A 19,633-nucleotide genomic window follows, 5' to 3' on the forward strand; every position below is an offset into this window, starting at 1 on the left:
GCAGCGCGAGTTCGTGGGGGCGAGGAACCGGGCGGTCGCACGCGATTCCTGTCCGGGGCGTTCGCACGGGTTTCTGTTTGCCGGGTTGTGGACCCCGCACGAAAACCACGGCGATCAGTCGGGGTAGCCGTCCGGGTGTTTTTGGTGCCACGACCAGGCGGTGGCCACGATGTCTTCCAAGCCCGGCCAGCGCGGTTTCCAACCCAGTTCGCGAATGGCCCGTTCAGCCGAGGCCACGAGCCGGGGAGGATCGCCGGGGCGACGGGGTTTTTCCTCCACCGGTATGCGCCGGCCGGTGACGCGTTCGCAGGCGGCGATGACCTCGCGGACGGAATAGCCCCCGCCATTGCCGAGGTTGTAGAACCCGCAGGTCCCGGGAGCCAACGCCAGGATGTGCGCCTCCACCAGGTCGGCCACGTGGATGTAGTCGCGTATGCAGGTGCCGTCCGGGGTGGGATAGTCGGTCCCGTAGATCTCCACGCAGGGTTTCTGGCCGAGGGCCACCTTGAGGACGTTGGGGATGAGATGGGTTTCGGGGCGATGATCTTCGCCGTAACGTTCGGTGGCACCGGCGGCGTTGAAGTACCGGAACGCCACGAACTCAAGTCCATGGATCCGGTGGTACCAGGTGAGGATCTTCTCGAACATCAGCTTGGCCTCGCCGTAGGGGTTGACGGGCCGCTGGGGGGCGTCTTCCGGGATGGGGATTTGTTCCGGATGGCCGTAGGTGGCGGCGGTGGAACTGAAGATGAATTTGCGGACGTTTTGCGCGCGGGCGGCCTCCAAAAACTCCAGGCTGCAAGCGACGTTGTTGCGGAAGTATTTTCCGGGGTTTTGCATGGACTCGCCCACGAGGATGTCCCCGGCGAAGTGGAGGACCGCCTCCGGCCGCACCTCGGCCATCATCCGGGCAATGTCCCCCGGTTCAAACGGTCGTCCGTGAATGAACCGGGCCCGCGGATCCACGGCCGAGCGGTGTCCCTGCCACAGGCTGTCGTACACAATCACTTCGTGGCCGCGGTCGCAAAGTAGTTCTGTGCATACGGATCCGATGTAGCCCGCTCCTCCCGTGACCAACACTCGCATGGGGCCGCAAACTAGGGCAGGCGTCACGGGTGCTCAACGGAAAAGCGCAACGCCGGCCGCGCATGGCCGCGTTCGCGGGGGGCTGCTGCGGGGCTTCCCGGAGGGTTTTCCTGCCGGGCCGTACCAAAAGGGGGGTTGCTTTTCTGCAGCCGCCGTGGCACTTACTCAGGGCAGCGTACTGCGATCATGGCCAAAGAGGAACCGATCGAGCTGACCGGAGTGGTGACGCAAGTCTTGCCGGGCACGATGTTTCGCGTGGCCCTGCCCAACGGGCACGAGGTCCTGGCGCACATCTCCGGCAAGATGCGCAAGCACTTCATCCGCATCAGCGTGGGCGACAAGGTCAGCGTGGAGATGTCGCCCTACGACCTCAACAAGGCGCGGATCACGTACCGGCATCCCTGATCTCCGGGCGGGGATCTGGGTCCTTCCAACTGGCGATCCTCCCGGCACGACTCTTTCCGGTCGGGCGACGTGGTTCCGCGTCGACCTGTTCATGTCCCTGTGGCGTCGGTTTCCGGCGAGTTTGCGCGGGCGGATGGAGGATGCCGTTCCGAGTGCTCGAAGCCTCCGCTTCCATGACCTGCTGGGGAATCCCGCAAGAGGAAGCACGTGGGGCGGGCAGTGAGGACAGCGTGGCCCGGCCGGGTGGTGGCCCTGCGAACTGTTGAGGGTGCAGCCGCGCCACGGGCGGGCTGCGGGGTCTCGCGAGCCTCAGAGGTCCAGTGGCTCGCCGGGTTGGGGTTCCACGATTCGGATCCGCGGATAACGGAGCGCGATTTGCTCGGCGAACCACTGGCGGGCGGTGGCGTCGCCGTGGCCGAGCACCACCACCCGGGGGTCCACCATTCCCACGAAGTCCAGCAGGTCTTCCCGGGCGGCGTGCGCGGTGAGGTCGAAATCCTGGACCTCGCAGTGGCGCACCATTTCGGGAACCTGTTGGCTGAAGAAGAACGGTTCCCCTTGACGGCTGGCCTTGAACCGGCCGCCGGGTGTGTCCGGATCCGCGTAACCCACGAAGAAGACCGCGTGCCGTTCGTCGCCGGCGAGGCGGACGGCCAGGTCATGGGCGGGCGTGTTCTCGGTCATCATGCCCGCGGTGACCACGAAGAGACGGCTCGTGTGGAGCGAGAGCCGTTGGGTCTGTTCGGGATCCAGCACCACCAGGTCGAGAGCCTCGTTGAGGTGCAGGTTGTGATGTTGCCGGTGGGTCCGGTGGGCCTGCAGGTCGTAGATTTCGGTAAACACGCGGCCCAGTCCGCCCACGTAAACCGGTTGGCGGCGGAGACGGCCCTCGGCCATTTCCAGCGCCAGCAGCCCCAGGATCTCCTGCGTACGTCCCAGCGCAAAGCTGGGGATCAGCACACTCCCCCGCCGTTTGAAAACCCGCCGGATGGATTCGATCAGGCGGTCAATCTCGGCTTCCCGGGTGAAGCCGGCCGGTGTGCCGCGGCCGCCGCGGGTCGTTTCCATGATCAACACGTCGGCTTCGACGTCTTCGAATCGCGCGGCGCGGAGCAGGGTCTGATCATGGAAACAAACATCCCCGGTGTAAAAGAGCGTCTCCCGCCGGCCTTGGACGCGAATGCCGGCCGCGCCCAGGGTGTGTCCGGCATCGAAGAACTCGAGCGTCGGCGAGTTCCGCCGGTGTCGGGCCTGGGAAAAAGCGGCCCATTCAACGGGCCGGTTGTATCGGAATCCCTGGAACAGCGGGGCGATCTCGTCCACCTCGTCGTGGGTGTAGAGAGGGTATTCGGTAATTCCCTGTTCGGCCCGTTGCCGGGTCATGACGTTGACGGAGTTGTGAAGCACGCGCTCGACCAGGTAATAGCTCAGCTCGGTCATGAGCACGTGTGCGTGTGGGAAGTGCCGGAGCGCCACGGGCAGGGCGCCGACGTGGTCGTGATGACAGTGGGAGATGGCGATGGCGTCCACGGCGTCGTATCCGGCCGCCTCGAACAACGGCAGGGCGCGCCGGCCCTCCCACTTCGGGTGCATGCCGGCGTCCAGGAGCAGCCGGTGTCCTTCCAGCTCCACCAGCCAGCCGCTGGCACCGATGTTGGTGTCCGGGTTGAGACTCGTGATCCGCATCAGTCAGCCATTACGGTGCAAACGCGCGGTTCCGGGGTGCGGAACCGGGTTCCGACGCGCGGGAGGCCCCCGAGGGTGCCGCCCCGTCCGGGAACGGCATACTTTACTGCTGGGAAGCCTCTTTCATCAACTTCCGCATCAGGTCGGCGGTAAAGGCCTCCATGCTGGAGTAGGCCGTGTAATCGGCGGGAGGCTCGAAAAGGCGGGCATCCGGCTCTTGGAAGCGGACGTTGCGATAGCGGAATGTGACGGTGTCGCCGGTTTCGGTGGTTTGGATCTGGAGGGGAAACTCTTTCAGGTCGGTGGCGAACCAGACGGTCACCTCCGTTTTCTTGCCGCCGGAGGTGGTGAGGGTGACCGTCTCCTTCCGGCAGGGATGGCCGTCCACGGTCTCCTGGCCGAGCACCTTGCGTTCGATGGCGGGCGGCTGGTTCAGTGCGGCACGGTCCTCGGCAGACATGGCCAGGTTGACCGCCGCACGGGCCGAGGGGAACAGGACGTGCATGGCCCCGGTGTCGGTGCGGGTGATGCTGACGATGCGGTCCATGCCCATTCGTTTCACCGTGGCCATCTGATCGGGCCGGGCCTGGCTCCCTTTCATGCGGGAGAGATCCACCTCGGTCCGGAAGCGGCCCTCTCGTGCGGCGAACTGCATGGGCAGGACCACCTTGTCCTGGTTGCGACTGTCGGTCACACGCAGTTCGGCCTCGGCGGTGAAGGTCTTGTGCGCGTCGAACAACCGCATCAACGCGGCATCGAAACTCGTGCTGCTGGCGGCGGGTACCTGGGCGTGCGCGATCCCCAGGCCCGGCAGGGCGGCGCACGCCAGCCCGAAGACGAGGGTCCGGAGAAACCCGACCCTGACGATCATGCGCTTCATGGTGCGGAACCATAGGCCGGTTGAGGCGCCGGCGCCAGTCGAAAGCAAACCGGGCCGAGCCCCGCACAGCCGGGGGGTCGCCCGGCGGGGCCCCTTCCACTTGCGGTGGCACTGTGCAGGGCGATCGCTATACTGGGTCCGTGCGCATCATTGGTGGTCGAGCGGGTGGGTTGATCCTGAAGGTCCCCAAGGGCCTGGCAGTGAGGCCGACGCCGGACCTGGTGAAGCAGGCGGTCTTCAACAGCCTGGGCGACCGTGTGGTGGACGCCGAGGTGCTGGAGCTGTTCGCCGGCACGGGCGCGTTGAGCCTGGAGTGCGTGAGCCGGGGAGCCAGGCTGGCGGTCTGTGTGGAGCGCTCGGCCCGGCATGCCGCGGTCCTGCGGGAGAATTGGCGTCGGGCAGGGTTCCCGCCGGAGACGCTCGAACTCCGAATCCAGGACGTGTTCGCGGCGCTGGAGCCGCTGGCCATGAGCGGCCGGTCGTTCGACCTGATCCTGGCCGATCCACCCTACGGACCCAAGAATTCGACTGCGCGATCGGAATCGGCCGCCCAGCGATTGCTGGACGATCCCTGGCTCCCGCATTTGTTGCGCCGGGGCGGCCGGTTCGTGCTCGGCCACGCCCATCGGGATCGCCTGGAGATCCCCCCCGTATGGCGCGAGGTCAAAACCATGCGCCACGGCGACAGCGTGATGCGCTTTCTGGAATCATGCCCGCCGGAGTGGGCGTGAGACCGCTTCCGCGCATGGGCGGCCATTGCAAACCGAGCGAGATCTCCGCCGCCGCTTTCACAGGGGCCGGGTGCGGACCCGGCGATGCTCCTGCTGCAGGAACTCCAGCCAGGCAGACATCCCTGCGCCGGTCCTGGCGGACACTTCGAAAATGCGCGCGTGATGACTCACCCGCTGCAAATGGGCCAGCGCAGCGGCGCGATTGAACTGGGCCGCCTCGGCCAGGTCACACTTCGTGATCAGGGCCACATGGGCCGAGTGAAAGAGCGGCGGGTACTTGAGCGGCTTGTCCTCCCCCTCGGTGACCGAGAGCAGGACCACGCGCAGGTCCTCGCCGAGATCGAAGTCGGCAGGACAGACCAGGTTGCCCACGTTCTCGATGATGAGGAGGTCCAGCCCGTCGGTGTTCAATTGTTGAACAGCCCGGCGGACCATGTCGGCGTCCAGGTGACAGACCGTGCCGGTGGCCACCTGGACCACAGGCACACCGGCGGCACGGAGCCGGGCGGCGTCAAGGTCGGTGGCCAGGTCACCCACCACCACTCCGCACTGCAGCCGCCCTTGCAACCCGCGGGCGGTTTGCTCGATCAGGGTTGTCTTTCCCGCACCCGGGCCGGACATGATGTTGAGCACCAGCCAGCCCTTGGCACGGAAGAACCCCCGGTTTCGCTCGGCCAGTCGCTGGTTTTTCTCCAGCAACGAACGTTGGACGGCCACCGTGTGAACCGGGTGCGCATGCGGATCCCCGGCCTCATGCGGGTGCGGAGGATGTTCGTGCGCCGGGGATGCCTCGTGCTCATGGCCCGGATCGGGTCCGGGTGCCGGACCCGCCGGGGCCGCTGAAGTCGCCGGCTCCACGTTCCCATGCCCGCCCAGGATTTGCGGGGTTCCGCCCAGTCCGCAGCCGCATTCCTTGCACATAACCCGTTCAGACCAGATCCATGCTTGCGATTTCGAGTTCCCGTCCCTGTCGGAGTTCGGCCTTCAGCCCCCCGCAGTGAGGACAAGCGGGCCATGGGTCGTCCCCGCCGAACTCCTGTTCACAATCCCGGCACCACCACACGGCGGGCACCTGTTCCACCTCCAACCGCGCTCCCTCGGCCGCCGTCCGCGCCGTGACCAGGTCGAACGCAAACGCCAGCGCCTCCGGCACCACACCGCTGAGGGTGCCCACGCGCAGGCGCAACGCCGTGATGCGCCGGGCCCCCCGGGCCCGGGCCTCTTCCAGCGCGATCCGGATCGCCTCGGTCATCAACCCGACTTCATGCATGACCCGACTTGATGCTAGCACAGTTAAAAGATGAGCGAAACCCATCTTTCCACCGAAAAGCAGAAATGCCTCGGCGACACCGCAGGGTGTGGAGATGGTCTCCGCGGGTGAACTGAGAATGGCAGTTGCCCGTGTTAAGGGTGAGCCTTGCGGCGGCGTGGTCGTCTTTCGCCGGCTGACCAGCCCGGCAGTTCGCGGGAGGTCCGCGAACCGCCCGGTGGCAGAGCGGCTGGCCGCTGATGGGCGGGCCCGGGCCGGACGGAGTGGGGGAACCGGTGTTGGTCCATCCCAAGCTGCCCCCCAATGAAGCCGAGCCGCAGGGCACGTGTGACGAGTTCGATGGTGCGACGCTTGCCCGGGCCTGGCAATGGCATGCCAATCCGGAACCCGGCCGGTGGTCGCTGCGGGACCGACCGGGTTGGCTGCGGTTGTTCGCCCGGCCGTGCATGCGCCGGCTGGAGGACACGCCCCATCGGTTGTTGCAAAAGTTTCCCGCGCGCACGTTCGCGGTGGAAACCCGGCCGGACATGCCCGGGGGCGTCGGTGTGGAGGCGGGTTTGGCGTTCGTGGGCCGGGCCAGTGCGGCCCTTGCTGTGCACCGGGCCCCGGGGGATGCGGGCTTGTCTTTCGGAGGGAGGAAACGTTGAGGGAACCTGGGACGGTACCCGACGGGGGCGTGCGATTGCGGGTGCGGGTGGGAGAGGGCGGGTTCTGCGAGTTTGGGTTCGCCGGGCCGACGGGCCCGATCCCGTGCGGTGGCGGAACCGTTCCCAGCCCGTGCCGGGCTCTGGATCAGGGCTAAGGTGGGCCTGTACTGTTCGAAAACGGGGGAGGCGGCCACCACCGGGCACGCCGATTTCGATTACTTGCGGTTCAGCCGCGGTTGAGTGAGGACGGGACGACCGGACGGGAGCGTTTCCGCGCCATGACCCACCGGAAAAGAGAAGGGCCGGGCGTGGGAACTGCCCGGCCCCGTTGGGTGATGAGGGGTGGAGTGGAAACTCTCAAATAAACTCGTTGATGATGTTTTCCAGCAGCTCCTGGCGGCCGCTGGTGTTGGGGGCCGCTTCGCCCTTCTTGAGCATGATGGCCTCAAGTTTTCGGAAATTCATCTTGCCGGCTTCAATTTCAGCGCCCAAACCACTGTCCCAAGAAGCATAGCGCTGTTTGACGAATTCGGCAAGCCTTCCGTCCTTGCGCAGGGCGGCGGCGATTTTGAGGCCGCGGGCGAAGGCGTCCATGGCCCCGATGTGGGCGTAGAAGAGGTCAATCGGCTCGAAGCTTTCGCGCCGGACCTTGGCGTCGAAATTGACGCCGCCGGTGGTGAACCCGCCGTATTTGAGGATGGTGTACATGATCTGGGTGGTCAGGTAGATGTTGGTGGGGAACTGGTCGGTGTCCCATCCCAGGAGGGTGTCGCCCGTGTTGGCGTCAATGGATCCGAGGGCGCCGGCGGCGCCGGCCACCTCGAGTTCGTGCTGCATTTCATGTCCGGCGAGGGTGGCGTGGTTGGTTTCGATGTTGAGCTTGAAGTGCTGCAGCAGGTCGTATTGCCGGAGGAAATTGAGGCAGGCGGCGGCGTCTGAATCGTACTGGTGCTTGGTGGGTTCCTTGGGTTTGGGCTCGATGTAGAACTGGCCCTTGAAACCGATCTCTTTTTTGAACTCCACGGCCATGTGCAGGAAGAGGGCCAGGTGATCGAGCTCGCGCTTCATGTCGGTGTTCCACAGCGTGCTGTAACCTTCACGCCCGCCCCAGAAGACATACCCGGCCCCTCCGAGTTCGTGGGTCACCTCGATGGCCTTTTTCACCTGTGCCGCGGCGAAGGCGAACACTTCGGCGTTGGGGCTGGTGGCGGCGCCCATGGCGTAGCGCGGATGGGTGAAAAGCGAGGCCGTGCCCCAGAGGGGTTTGATGCCGGTGCGTTCCTGTTCCTCCTTCATGACCTTCACGACGGCGTCGAGGTTCTTGTTGGTCTCGCGCAACGTGCGTCCCTCCGGCGCCACGTCGCGGTCGTGGAAGGCGTAGAAGGGCACGCCCAGCTTTTCCATGAACTCGAAGGCGACCCGGACCCGCCGCTGGGCGTTGGCGATGGAGTTGGAGCCATCGTCCCAGGGCCGGATGGCTGTGCCCACGCCGAAGGGATCGGCCAGCGGATTGCGGAACGTGTGCCAGTAGACGACGGAAAACCGCAGATGCTCGCGCATGGGTTTTCCTTCGACGATCTCGTCCGGGTTGTAGTGTTTGAACGCCAGCGGATTACGGGACTGGGGACCTTCGTACTGGATCTTGCCGATTTTCGGGAAGGCGGCTTTCATGGTATTGTGGTGATGTTGCGTTGTTCGATCTCGCTCCCTCGAGCGGTGTTGGTACCCCGGCTCGTGTGCCATATCAAGTCGAAAGCGCGTTTCAGTGGGGGGAAAAGACCTGTCCGGGAAGGCGAAAGGGTGCGGGATCGCGCGGGAGGGTTTGTGGCAGGGGGCACTTGACCCCGCCTGCAAGCGGGTCTAATGAAGGCCACGTGACCACATCCCTCGCAGCGTTCCTCAGGCTTCTGCTCGTGGGCTGGGTGGTGGCGGGATGGGCACGCGGGGCGGAGCGTCTCGACTTCGTCGGAACCGTGGAAGATCCGGAGGGAAAACCGGTGCCCGGGGCCACGGTGTTTCTGCACACGGCCAGGCCCAGGAAGGGGCCAGCCTACCTGTGCCCATCGTGTTATCCGGATTGCGGAAGGTACGGCCGGACGGGTGCGAACGGACGGTTCCGGATTGAATCCGTCGATGGTGCGCTGCTGTTTCGGGTGGTGGTGGTGGCCGAGGGTTACGAACCCGGGTTTTTCAAGGACGTTGACGCGGCCCGGGGCCCGTGGCGCGGGGTCTTGTCGCGAAGCCGCCAGCCGGTGCCATCCGAACACCTGGTGCGCGGTCGGGTGGTGGACAGCCGCGGTGATCCCGTGGCGTTCGCGATCGTGGAGGTTCAGACCTATACGCAGGGTTCCTTGGTGACGGGCGGGGTGCCGGCCGGCGCGGATGCGGTGGCGTTGACCGACGAAGCCGGTTGGTTCGAACTGCGGGCGCCGCCTCCGGTAACGAGCGTCAGCCTTCGGATTGAGGCACAGGCCCGCGCACCTCTGGTCGTGGAGAATCTGGCGCCCGGGGGCACAGAAAAGAAGTTTGTCCTGACCGAGGGGGTGTCCATCACAGGCCGCCTGGTTCGGAACGGCCGGCCGGTACCGGATGTTGTGGTGGGTGCCATGAGCGCCGACCGAATGTACCGGACCCAGGCCGGCGGGCATGAGGTGGCGACCGGGCCGGACGGGCGGTTCCTGCTGGTGAACCTGGCGCCGAACCTCGAGTACCACGTGTACGGCCGACTCTCCTCACTGACGAACCTCGGGGTGTTGCCGATCCGTCGGGGGAACCCGGGCGGCGACGGCGCCGTGTGGGACCTGGGAGACTGGCAGATCCAGCCGGGCAACCGATTGGCGGGTCGGGTGCAGTTGAGTGACGGTAAACCGATCCCAGCCCAAGCCTTGCTGGTCATCGATCGGGAAGACGCATGGGACACCCTGGCCATTGAGCTCCCATCCGATGGCCGATTCGAGATCCCGAATCTTCCGCCGGACGAACCTCTCTCAGTCCGGGTGGCGTTGGACGGTTACCACCTGGCCCGGTCCAACGGGAGTTTGGACTGGCTCAATCCCTGGCGGCTGATCGGGCGACTGCCGGAAGACAAACGGGACCTGACCATCCTGCTCGAACCTGGTGACCGGAAGACCGCATCGGCTGACCCGGATCTCTATCAGGACCTTGAGGATGCCCAGCCGGCGCATCTGCCGTTGTGCGGGGTGGAACGTGCCCTGCCGCTACCCGTGGGTTGGGAGATCGAAGGCACCGTTCGCGATGCGGACACAGGCGAGCCAATCGCGGATTTCGAGGTCTTGCCGGCCACGGCGTTGACGCTCCGGGGAGAAGACCTGGCCTGGCACCGCCGCCGGCTCGTGCAGGGACGGAACGGCCACTACCGGGTGGGCCTGCCGCCTGCGACCACGCGTGCCGTGGTGGAGGTGCGGGCCCCGGGATACCTGCCCGCGCGTTCTCCGGCCTTGCAGAAGGGGCGGGCCCGATGGGATTGCGAGCTGCGGAAAGGAAGACGACCGGCGGGTGTCGTGTTGGACGACCAGGCCCGGCCGGTGAAAGGTGCCGCGGTCTGGTGTCTGGCGCCGGGCGACCGGGGGATGGTGAGCTGGCAGGAACTCACGTTACGGGTCGGCGCGGGGGTGATCCGGGCCATGACGGACGAGCAGGGGCGATTCGAGCTTGAACCCCGGAGTGGTGACTGGTGTTTGATCGTGCTGGACGAAGCCGGGTTTGCATGTGTGGACCGGGCCGAAGCCGGGTCCAACGTGGTTGTGCGGTTGCGCCCATGGGCGCGTGTGCAGGGTCGGGTGGTCGGCCCCGCGGACTACGAGGGAGCGGTTTTTGTGTGGATCCGGCGCACCGGCACCTGGGAACGTCTGGAGAACGGCGGATTCGGTGCTCCGCTGATCGTGCCCGACCGATCCGGGCGATTCGAAGTGAAGCGGTTTCCTCCGGGACCGGCCATTGTCCAAGTGTCCATCCCAACCAGGCTGCCGAGCCCGCCCATGGAGATCCTTGAGCAGGTGTTCCAGCGAAGGTTGGACCTCCCGCCGGGTGCCGAGGTGGACTTGGGCGAGATGCGATGGGAAATGCCAGACTCCCACAAGACGCATGACCGCTGAGCACCTAGCAGAGTCCGGCGGGTTTGCCTCACGGGTTTGGCTGCTCGGCATGGCCGGATTGTGAGCCCGGCGCAGCGGACCGTTTGCCCCGCCCGGTGGAGAGCTTCTTCACGGCCCACCGGCATCCTTCCCCGGAAGGCGAAACCCGGGCGAATCGCTTTACCACGCAGTCGGTGCCCCCCAAATTGGCGGGCGTGAGAATGCGCAGGCTGAAAACCGAGGACGGTGCGGGACGGTTCGGCCGCAGCCGGCGGCCCCGGGCAGTAGAGCGGGGAGTGGCGAGGCGGATCCGGCCATGGCAGTGACGCTCTACGATCTGTTGGTGCGGGATCCGGACAATGTGTCCAGCGAGAGCCTGCTGGACCGGTTTCTCGAGTATGCGGCTGATCGGGGCCTCACCTTGTACACGGCGCAGGAGGAGGCGCTGCTGGCGGTTCTGGAGGGCCACAATGTGATCCTGCAGACGCCGACCGGCTCGGGGAAAAGCCTGGTGGCCATGGCGATGTTGTTTGCGGCGTTGGCGCGGGGACGGCGGGCCGTCTACACCTGTCCGATCAAGGCCCTCGTGAACGAAAAATGGCGGGATCTCTGCAGGGAGTTTGGCCCGGACAACGTGGGTCTCTCCACGGGAGATGCCTCGGTGAACCGGCAGGCGCCGATCCTGTGTTGCACGGCCGAGATCCTGGCCAACATCGCCCTGCGCCGTGGCGCTCGTGCACCGGTGGACGACCTGGTCATTGACGAATTCCACTGGTATGCGGACCGCGAGCGGGGCGTGGCCTGGCAGGTGCCCCTGCTGACGCTGCCACAAACGCGGTTTCTCTTGATGTCGGCCACGCTGGGTGACACGCGATTCTTCGAAGAGGAACTCACACGGCTGACCGGGCGGCCCACGGTGACGGTCAGCGGGACCGAACGGCCGGTCCCGCTGGAGTACGAATGGTCGGAGCGTCCCCTGGCCCAGACCATCGAACGGTTGCTGGCCGAGGACAGGGCGCCGATCTACGTGGTTCATTTCACGCAGGCGGAGGCGGCCGAAAGTGCCCAGGATTTCATGAGCCTGCCGCTGTGCACGCGGGCCGAGAAAGAACAGATCGCGGCCGAGCTGGAGACGGTCCGGTTCAACTCCCCCTACGGTCCGGAGATTCGGAAATGGCTGCGGCACGGGATCGGCCTGCATCATGCGGGTCTGCTGCCGAAGTACCGCGTGCTGGTGGAACGGCTGGCCCAGCGCGGCCTGCTGAAGCTCATCTGCGGAACGGACACGCTGGGGGTGGGTGTCAACATCCCGATTCGCACCGTGGTGTTCACCCGGCTTTGCAAATTCGACGGTGAAAAGGTGAAGCTGCTGACGGCGCGCGATTTCCACCAAATCGCCGGCCGGGCGGGGCGCAAGGGCTTCGATGAACGGGGCTCGGTGGTGGTGCAGGCGCCCGAGGAGGTGATCGAGCGGAAGAAGCAGGAGGAAAAGGCGGCGCGGGACGGGCGGAAAGTGGCCAGGCGCAAACTTCACGAGCCGGGCCGGATCAGTTGGGACCGGAAAACCTTCGAACGATTGATCGCCGCGCCGCCGGAGCGGTTGACCTCGCGGTTCCAGGTCACGCCCGGGATGCTGTTGCATGTCCTGAGCCGGCGGGACGAGGACGGCTGCCGCGCGCTGCAACAGATCATCCGCCGGTGCCACGATTCGCCGCGCCAGAAAAAGGAACATTTCCGGCGCGCCTGGCAGTTGTTTCGTTCGATGGTCAACCGCAATGTGATCGAGATTGTCCCCCGTTCCGAGCGCGACGGGAACGGCCTGCCGAAACTCCGGGTGAACGTGGAACTGCAGGAGGATTTTTCCCTGGACCAGACCCTCTCGCTGTACCTGCTCGAGACGCTGCTGATTCTGGATCCGCAGTCGCCGCAGTATGCGCTGGACGTGTTGTCCCTGGTGGAGGCGATTCTCGAGGATCCTGAACCGATCCTGCGGCGCCAGCTCGAACGGGTGAAAGCCGAGGCGCTGGCGGCCATGAAGGCCGAAGGGGTGCCCTACGAGGAGCGGATGGAACGGCTGGAAGAGCTGGAGTATCCGAAGCCGAACCGGGATTTCATCTACGGCACCTTCAACGCGTTTGCCGAGCGACACCCGTGGGTCGGCCAGGAAAACATCCGGCCCAAGAGCATCGCGCGCGAGATGTACGAGACCTTCCGTTCGTTCGACGATTACGTCCGCGATTATCAGTTGCAGCGGGTGGAGGGCCTGCTGCTCCGGCACCTGCACAGCGTCTACAAGGTGCTCAAACAGACCGTGCCGGAGCCGGCCAAGACCGACGCAGTGCGCGAGATGGAACTGTACTTCGGCACGATGATCCGCACCGTGGACTCCAGTCTGCTGGAAGAATGGGAGCAGATGCGGGACCCGGAATACGAACGGCGGGTGGCCGAGGAACGCGCGCGCATCACCGGTCAACCCGTTGCTGCTCCGGCCCCCGCCGACGCCGCGCTCACGGCCAATCCGGCCACGTTCACCGCCCTGGTGCGAAACCGGATCTTCACCTTCCTGCGTGCGTGGAGCACGCGGCAGTTCGACACGGCCCTCGCCCAATTGAACCCGGCGGCCGACGCCGAGGGCAACCCGTGGTCGACTGCGCGACTTCAATCCGCTCTCGAGACCTATCTGCAGGAGCATCTCCGGCTGAGCCTGGACCCGGAGGCCCGGAACCGCCGGCACACGCATGTGCAGCCTGCCGAGGACGGCCGGTCGTGGACGGTGCAACAGATGCTGATTGACCCCGACGGGCACAACGACTGGGTCGCGGAATGGCGCGTGGACCTCGCGGCCTCCGACACCACGGGCGAGCCGGTCATGCAGTTGCTGCGTCTGGGCCCGCTGGTTTGAAAAGGGCGCGCCTGCGCAGCCCGCAGCTCAGGGACCGGCCCCGGCACCCGCCCGCAGCACACGCTCCACGTCCGCCCGGGTCACACGAAAGGCCGTGCCGTGTTTCATCGGTTTCGGGAAGGTCATCTCCCGCGTGGCATCGCGGAAGGAACGAAAGTCACGCGTCTTCAAAGCCCGATACTCTCGCAGGCGATAGGCCTCATGGTAAATGATCCAGTCTTCCCCGATCTTCAGCGCCGACGGCCCCTCGGTGAACGGCTCGGTCAGATGCGGCGAAATGTCGCGCCACGGTCCGAGCGGCGAATCCCCGAAGGCCACCCGCAGGCGTCGCTCGGGCCGGGTGTTGTCCTTGTGCACCAGCACGTAGCCGGGATCGGTGAACACAATCTGCGCATCGATCACGCTGTAACCCGGATCCCAGAAAAGCCGCGTGGGCGTGAACTCGCGAAAGTCGCGCGTGGTCGTGTAGTACAAACGATGATTGTTCGTGCGGGGCTCGAGATGATCCGGAAACCGCCCCGGGATGGTGGACGCCCAGACAATGATGAACCGGTCCCGGGGCGCATCGTAAAACAGTTCCGGAGCCCATACGTTCACCGTTTCCGGCTCGTGCTCCATGGCAGGGATGAAACGCTGGTCTTCCCAGTGGACCAGGTCGCGTGATCGCGCATACCCGAAGCCCCGGTCGCCCCGCCATGCGCTGGTCCAGACCACGTGCCAGGTTCCGTCCGGCCCGCGGCAGACACTGGGGTCGCGCAGGATTCTTCCACCCACCGTCGGTCGCAGGAATACGCCCGGCACATTCGACCAGTGATGGCCGTCCCAACTGTAGACGAACCGCAGGCCGTCCTGCTCGGGCTCGCGAAAGGTGCTGAACAGGTAGGCCGGCGCATCCGGCGCGCCTGCCACGGGAGAGCCGGGTTCGGCGACCGCCGCAAGAGCTGTCCAACCGGCCGCGCACAGCATCCAGACAAACCAGCCCACAACCTTGGCCGTTCGCATGGCGATCATCCTAGGGCGATGCCTCCGTCCCGCACAGCTCTTTCTGCCGGCTTGCAGATGGTGATCGGACCCGGCTCGCCACGCCGCGGCGGAAAAGGAAACTGTCCGACCAGGCGCGGACTGCTGAAAGTCCGGGCTGATCGGGTCGGGTCCGGCAAAAACTCGCCCACGTGACTTGTTCACCCCGGGACACGTCTTACGCGAAGGATTGGTGAACAAGATGGTCCGCGGGTTCGGGTTTCGTTGGGCGGGAATGCGTTGCGGCAGAGGGAGGCGGTGGCGGCGTGCGACCCCCGGTGAATAACGTGGTGAACAACTTCCTGTGGCAGGGTTCCGCAGGGCGACCTAGAGTAGTGGTGGTTCATTGAAAGAACAGAGGCGATCGGCGACCCCTGCGGGGGTCGGGGTCGTCTCAGGGATGATCCCGGGCAACCGGGGAAAGGTCGTCTCCTGCTGGTTGGAGACGGCCCCTCCGGCGCGGCCGGCGGGCCAGCAAAGGCTGTCCTGGCGGCGTGGGAGGCAGGATTCACCGGCTCCTCCGGCAGGGTCGCACCTGCCGGTAGTGCGAACTTGGAGCCGTGCGGCTAGGGGCCCACCGGAATGTGCCCCGAGCCGAGTCAAGTAATCCGGGTGATTCCGGCCCCGGATGAATCGCAGTGACCCACGGGGTCCACGGTTGCTACTGCGTAACCAGCCGATGCAAGACCGAAGCACCCGCCCGGGCGCGGCGTGCCGCAACGCTCCCGAGGGAGCGTGGCTCCCGCCCATAAAGGGCAAACTGGGTCGGCATCGTGGGGTGTGCGATGCCCGCACTGACGGGCCGCAATTCCCGGCGGTTTCCGGGTGCCACCGCCGCCCCCGCACAAAAGGCAACCTGTGAGGGTTGGCGAGACCCGTGGGGATCGAGCGCGAATGGTCGCCTGCGGGCGCATGCGCCGATCCCGTTGGGCGGTGCCCGTGCCCGTTTTCGCACGGGCCCCGTCCCGGGGTCTCCGGCAGGGCCGATCCAACATGCGGCCCCGAACGCCGGAGGCTCAGAAGCCACCCCTCGAGATCCGTCGAACCGCAAGGTTCCGGACGGCCGTCGCCGTGCGGCCGATGACTCCCCAGCGGGACACGGCGTCGGGGAACCGGCAGCGCATGCGCGCCCAATGCCGGTCGGAGGAGAGCGTGGCGAGCTCCTTCCCAAAGCCGGCCCCCGCGGGGTCTGCGGATCCCGCGGGGACCCTTTTTCTTGATTGTCTTTCGGCCCGCCGGGCCCGAGCGACGGCGACCACGGCCGCGGTTGATGACTCGCGCGCTCTGCGCGGCCCGTTCCTCACTGGCCGCGGCCAACCGTTGGTGCGGTGATCCCAGGCATGACTTCTTCCTGGACTGCGAGAATTCGAACCGCTCCTCGGCCGGTCCGCACGACCGGGGTGAGAACGACCTTACGCAGCGCAACCGGGCTGCCCGATGGCCGGAGTGCCCGCAGACGCGCTGCGGAGCGCCCGGGCAAGGTCCGCGCGCCCCGGCTTCGAGTCCGCCCCGGACACGGCTTGCTCGGGCAAGCGGACCGACCCGGGTCGGGTGGGACGGCGCTGCAGCCAGGGAGTTCCTCATCCGCGTGGGCCGCTCGGTCCCAACCGGAGTGCTCCGCCATCGTTCGGCGCCTGCATTCGCCCGGGTATCCACACGCACTTGGAATCCACTCCGCCATGCCCGTCCGGTCCCCTGTGCAACCGATCCCTGGAGCCGGGACCCTCCCGGCCACGGTGGTGCTCGCCATGGCGCTGTGGCAGGGGCGCAGCCGCGGACGAAGGCAGACGGCGGACGAGTCGGACGCCCTCAGTCCGGGTTGCCCCGGCTGACCCGCACGGGCGGCAACGGCACGCATGCGACCACGTTCTCCGCGCCGGGTCGGGCTGTCGGGCTTGTCCTGCCGGATGGCCGCCCGGTCACGACGCGGGTTCGAACATGTCCCAGAATTCGCGCGGCTCGATGCGGTCGCCGCGGAGCAACCTCCGTGTCCACCTCTGCGGGTCGGGGAGTGCAAGGGCTCCCTGCCGGGCGCGATCGAGCCACCGGCGTTTGCGCGGGTCGTGTTGGGTGAGTTCGCTGTGGTCCAACCAGCGCCGGAGGCGCGTGGTGTGAGCGCGGAAGGCGGAGGTCTGGAGGCGTTCGCACGCGGCGACGAAGCAGAGCCAGGCCAGGGCCGTGGCGAACCAACGCTGTTCGGGGTCGGCGCCGGGCAGGCCGCCGTCGGGCTCGAGCCGGGCTGCGAGCTCTAGGAGTTGATCTTCCCAGGACCGGTCTTCGGAATTGGTCGGTGCCTTTGCTGCCCTTTGCCCCGCGGCTCGAGGTCGCATGGACTTGCGGACCTGCAGGCGTTTGGGTGCGGCGGGCGTGGTCAGGAACCCGAGCATTCCGGGAGGCGGAGAGGCGAATGCAGGCGTGTTCGGTTGGAAGTACGAGTCGAAGGATAGGCTCTCCGGAAGGCCCAGCGGTATGACGATGGTTCGGGGTGGGGCCCCGGGTTGATCGCCCGGGCGACGGACGACCGCCACCAGGGACATGGCGCGGCTCGCCAGTCCGTACCGGCGGCTGAGCTCTTCCAAGCGGACCCACGCGGCGCGCGCGGTCGCATCCGTGGCACTTTCCGGATCGGCCTCCCGAACTTCGCTCTCGGCGTCGGTGATCAGGCGGGCGCCTTGAAGGAGGCGGACGACGGCGGCTTCCGGGCTCGGGCCGAGGGTCACAGGCACCTCGATGCGGTGATGGCCGGCGCCGGTTTCCCATTCGATGCGGACCCGCACCTCTCCGGGTGCATCCGCCTCGCCCCACAGCACAAGCGGTTGCCCCTCCGCGAGTACGTGGGGCGGCGGAATCGTGAGGCGGGCGGACGTGGGCCCGGAAGGGTGGAGCTGCACCTGCAGGTGCCGGGCAAAGGTCCTTTGCATGGAAGCAAAGAGCTCCAGGACTGCCAGGTCCACCCGTTCGGACGGGGTCAGGAACTTCGACCGCCCTCCTGTCCGACGCGCCAGCAGGGCAAGGAACCGGTCCTGGCTGGCCGTGCCGATGCCCAGGCAGTGGACGCGCACGCGCCCTTGTGGCAGGGCCTGCAGGATGTCCTCGGTGCCGGCCACCTGGCCGTCTGTCAGCACCAGCAGATCGCCGCCTTCGTCGCCCAGCAGGGCCGCGCCGGCCCGGATCCCGGCCAGGAGTTCGGTCCCGCCCACTGCTTCCACGCCCGCCAGCCAGGCTTGCGCGCGGTCGCGTTGGCAGCGGTCGGCCGACACGAGTGTGTCGGAGAAACTTTCGACAGTGTGGTCGAAAGCCACCACGCCAAAGAGGTCGCGGTCGGTGCAGGCGCCCAGGCAGGCTTCCACCGCCCGACGGGCCTGTGTCAGGGGCTCGCCCGACATGGATCCGGACCGGTCCAGAACGAAGACGACCCGGCGCGGCCGCTCATCCGCCCGGGCATCAGCCCGGGTGAAGCGCGTGGAGGGGATCATCAGGGCAAAGCCGCCCGCAGTGCGGTCAGCGATTCCGCCCACGAGTCCTTCCAGTTCGCCTGCGAAACGCGCCTCCAACACGAGGTCACGGTTCGGAACGTCGGTCTCTGTGGCCAGGGTGACGCGTGCCTGTCGGGGAGTCGAGGTGTCCACCACGATGCGGTGCGAAGGACAGCGAACTTCGCGGAGCGGCGCGGGCAGGACCAACTGGAGGTCGAACCCGACCTTGTGAAGCTGAGTGGCGTCGCGCATCCATGGCGGCAGGAGCACGTCGCCGAATTCCGCCGGCAGCTCCAGCTCGCCCATCCCGGGCGCGGGACTGATGGTCCGGGCCCCCGGGTGATAGGTGGGTGCCAGTGTGAACGGGAAGCGGAACCGCCAGCCGTCGTCGCAGGGGTCCACCCCGGCCAGCAGTTCCAAATCCACCCACACCATGGCCCCGGGCCGCAGATTGCCCAGGGTGAGATTCACCACGCCGTCCCGGTACGATCGGACCCAGGCCGCCATGTGCCCGGCTGTGATTCCCTGCTCGTAAAGCCGCTCCGCCTCGGCCAGCGGTCGCAACTCCGAGTCCACGGACCATCCCTCCCCGCGGATGCGAAACCGGCGCAGCGCTGCATCCCGCGGGAGTGCGAAGGCGTAGACGACCTCGACCGGCCCGGACTCGCCCGATTGGAAGCCGTGTTGCACGCGCAACTCGGCGCCCACGGGCAAAACCCGTCCCGTCAGCCAGAGTCGTTGGAGGGTCAGTCGCAACGACCGCCCGGTGCGGGCGTCCCGCACATCGTAGGGGATCGTGTCAGATATGGTTTGCATGGGATGCCTCCTTTTGCTGGGGGTTCGACGCCAGTCGCCCGGCCAGTTCCTCCAAGGCCCGGCGAATCTGTCGCGCCCGCCAGGGCGCGACGTCGGCCCGCACATACACCGTCACGTCCGGCGCCACCGCGAAGGCCCAGCAACCAACCGGTTCGAGGGCGGCGGGCCGGTCCGGCTCCGGTTCACCCAGGCGGAGTCCGATCTCGGCGAGTGTCAGCCCCCGGGCCTGCCAGGCCCGGATTTGGCGGAGGCGCTCCAGATGTTCGGGCCCGTAATGAGCGCCGGGACCGGCCTTGTGAGGCGGCGGGATCAGACCGCGGGCAATGTAGTAACGGATCGTCCGAGCCGGACAACCACTCTGCTGTGCCAGTTCGGTCAGGGTCCACCTTTGCGTCCCGGCAGTTTCGTTGCTCATCACGGGCGAATATACGACACTATTTGACACTGTCAAGATCATGCCGGCGGGCTTCGAGCATGTCGGGGTGTCGGGGCTGCGGGGGCGGTGTGGTATCGGGCAGGGGCGCGGGCGGGGCTGATTGGGGCGACGGTTGCAAGGTGGGGACAAGTCCGGCTCGAGGGCCGGGGCCGGGGTCAACGCCTGCGTGGCCGGGGCTGTGCGG

General features: G+C 66.8%; 14 protein-coding genes. 5 read left to right on the plus strand and 9 right to left on the minus strand.

All coding sequences use genetic code 11. The annotated features are described in order from the left end of the window. Nucleotides 1-114 precede the first annotated feature (114 nt). A complete protein-coding gene (gene galE / locus ACPDIX_RS12430; RefSeq protein ID WP_423432123.1) occupies nt 115-1,086 on the minus strand; it encodes a UDP-glucose 4-epimerase GalE in 972 nt (323 codons plus the stop codon). A 186-nt stretch (nt 1,087-1,272) separates the two neighbouring features. Here galE and infA point away from each other — a divergent pair, with 186 nt between their 5' ends. After that, a complete protein-coding gene (gene infA, locus ACPDIX_RS12435) occupies nt 1,273-1,491 on the plus strand; it encodes a translation initiation factor IF-1 (RefSeq protein WP_165106626.1) in 219 nt (72 codons plus the stop codon). A gap of 309 nt (nt 1,492-1,800) precedes the next feature. Here infA and ACPDIX_RS12440 read toward each other — a convergent pair whose 3' ends face one another. Both ACPDIX_RS12440 and ACPDIX_RS12445 read right to left on the minus strand, forming a co-directional pair. Continuing rightward, complete coding sequence (locus ACPDIX_RS12440) at nt 1,801-3,177, minus strand: MBL fold metallo-hydrolase (protein WP_423432124.1); 1,377 nt, start codon at nt 3,175-3,177, stop codon at nt 1,801-1,803. Between the two features lie 103 nt (nt 3,178-3,280). Next, nucleotides 3,281-4,057, minus strand: coding sequence for a LolA family protein (locus ACPDIX_RS12445; protein ID WP_423432125.1), 777 nt, complete (start codon nt 4,055-4,057; stop codon nt 3,281-3,283). A 140-nt stretch (nt 4,058-4,197) separates the two neighbouring features. On the opposite strand from ACPDIX_RS12445, the gene ACPDIX_RS12450 reads away from it, so the two are divergent. Continuing rightward, nucleotides 4,198-4,788: an RsmD family RNA methyltransferase gene (locus tag ACPDIX_RS12450; protein WP_423432126.1), complete on the plus strand. Its 591-nt coding sequence runs from the start codon at nt 4,198-4,200 to the stop codon at nt 4,786-4,788. Nucleotides 4,789-4,845: 57 nt separating this feature from the next. Here the strand turns inward: ACPDIX_RS12450 and hypB are convergent, their stop codons facing one another. Further along, the gene (gene hypB / locus ACPDIX_RS12455; RefSeq protein ID WP_423432127.1) at nt 4,846-5,709 is read right to left on the minus strand and encodes a hydrogenase nickel incorporation protein HypB; all 864 of its coding nucleotides are present in this window, start codon (nt 5,707-5,709) and stop codon (nt 4,846-4,848) included. A gap of 7 nt (nt 5,710-5,716) precedes the next feature. Next, on the minus strand, nt 5,717-6,058 hold the full coding sequence (gene hypA / locus ACPDIX_RS12460) for a hydrogenase maturation nickel metallochaperone HypA (RefSeq protein ID WP_423432128.1): 342 nt from the start codon (nt 6,056-6,058) through the stop codon (nt 5,717-5,719). A 275-nt stretch (nt 6,059-6,333) separates the two neighbouring features. Between hypA and ACPDIX_RS12465 the strand changes: the two genes are divergently transcribed. Then, nucleotides 6,334-6,705 carry a hypothetical protein gene (locus tag ACPDIX_RS12465; protein ID WP_423432129.1) on the plus strand — a complete coding sequence of 124 codons (372 nt, stop codon included), beginning with the start codon at nt 6,334-6,336 and terminating at the stop codon, nt 6,703-6,705. A gap of 357 nt (nt 6,706-7,062) precedes the next feature. Here ACPDIX_RS12465 and xylA read toward each other — a convergent pair whose 3' ends face one another. Then, the gene (gene xylA, locus ACPDIX_RS12470) at nt 7,063-8,376 is read right to left on the minus strand and encodes a xylose isomerase (protein WP_423432130.1); all 1,314 of its coding nucleotides are present in this window, start codon (nt 8,374-8,376) and stop codon (nt 7,063-7,065) included. A 203-nt stretch (nt 8,377-8,579) separates the two neighbouring features. Between xylA and ACPDIX_RS12475 the strand changes: the two genes are divergently transcribed. Continuing rightward, the gene (locus tag ACPDIX_RS12475; RefSeq protein WP_423432131.1) at nt 8,580-10,820 is read left to right on the plus strand and encodes a carboxypeptidase-like regulatory domain-containing protein; all 2,241 of its coding nucleotides are present in this window, start codon (nt 8,580-8,582) and stop codon (nt 10,818-10,820) included. Nucleotides 10,821-11,115: 295 nt separating this feature from the next. Further along, on the plus strand, nt 11,116-13,701 hold the full coding sequence (locus tag ACPDIX_RS12480) for a DEAD/DEAH box helicase (protein WP_423432132.1): 2,586 nt from the start codon (nt 11,116-11,118) through the stop codon (nt 13,699-13,701). 27 nt (nt 13,702-13,728) lie between these two features. Here the strand turns inward: ACPDIX_RS12480 and ACPDIX_RS12485 are convergent, their stop codons facing one another. The 3 genes from ACPDIX_RS12485 to ACPDIX_RS12495 all read right to left on the minus strand — a co-directional run bounded on the left by ACPDIX_RS12485 (nt 13,729) and on the right by ACPDIX_RS12495 (nt 19,428). Beyond that, nucleotides 13,729-14,703, minus strand: coding sequence for an arabinosidase (locus ACPDIX_RS12485; protein ID WP_423432133.1), 975 nt, complete (start codon nt 14,701-14,703; stop codon nt 13,729-13,731). A gap of 1,937 nt (nt 14,704-16,640) precedes the next feature. Further along, nucleotides 16,641-19,013, minus strand: a complete 2,373-nt coding sequence (locus tag ACPDIX_RS12490) for a VIT domain-containing protein (protein WP_423432134.1) — start codon at nt 19,011-19,013, stop codon at nt 16,641-16,643. Then, nucleotides 18,997-19,428, minus strand: coding sequence for a helix-turn-helix domain-containing protein (locus ACPDIX_RS12495; RefSeq protein ID WP_423432135.1), 432 nt, complete (start codon nt 19,426-19,428; stop codon nt 18,997-18,999). Before ACPDIX_RS12495 ends, ACPDIX_RS12490 begins: the two co-directional genes overlap by 17 nt. Nucleotides 19,429-19,633: the final 205 nt, after the last annotated feature.

The sequence above is a fragment of the Limisphaera sp. 4302-co genome (assembly GCF_049537155.1).
Lineage (GTDB): Bacteria > Verrucomicrobiota > Verrucomicrobiia > Limisphaerales > Limisphaeraceae > Limisphaera.

Bases quoted from the DNA above. Each gene is read 5' to 3' on its own strand.
- galE (WP_423432123.1), bottom strand. From the start codon at position 1,086: ATGCGAGTGTTGGTCACGGGAGGAGCGGGCTACATCGGATCCGTATGC.
- infA (WP_165106626.1), top strand. From the start codon at position 1,273: ATGGCCAAAGAGGAACCGATCGAGCTGACCGGAGTGGTGACGCAAGTC.
- ACPDIX_RS12440 (WP_423432124.1), bottom strand. From the start codon at position 3,177: ATGCGGATCACGAGTCTCAACCCGGACACCAACATCGGTGCCAGCGGC.
- ACPDIX_RS12445 (WP_423432125.1), bottom strand. From the start codon at position 4,057: ATGAAGCGCATGATCGTCAGGGTCGGGTTTCTCCGGACCCTCGTCTTC.
- hypB (WP_423432127.1), bottom strand. From the start codon at position 5,709: ATGTGCAAGGAATGCGGCTGCGGACTGGGCGGAACCCCGCAAATCCTG.
- hypA (WP_423432128.1), bottom strand. From the start codon at position 6,058: ATGCATGAAGTCGGGTTGATGACCGAGGCGATCCGGATCGCGCTGGAA.
- xylA (WP_423432130.1), bottom strand. From the start codon at position 8,376: ATGAAAGCCGCCTTCCCGAAAATCGGCAAGATCCAGTACGAAGGTCCC.
- ACPDIX_RS12480 (WP_423432132.1), top strand. From the start codon at position 11,116: ATGGCAGTGACGCTCTACGATCTGTTGGTGCGGGATCCGGACAATGTG.
- ACPDIX_RS12485 (WP_423432133.1), bottom strand. From the start codon at position 14,703: ATGCGAACGGCCAAGGTTGTGGGCTGGTTTGTCTGGATGCTGTGCGCG.
- ACPDIX_RS12490 (WP_423432134.1), bottom strand. From the start codon at position 19,013: ATGCAAACCATATCTGACACGATCCCCTACGATGTGCGGGACGCCCGC.
- ACPDIX_RS12495 (WP_423432135.1), bottom strand. From the start codon at position 19,428: ATGAGCAACGAAACTGCCGGGACGCAAAGGTGGACCCTGACCGAACTG.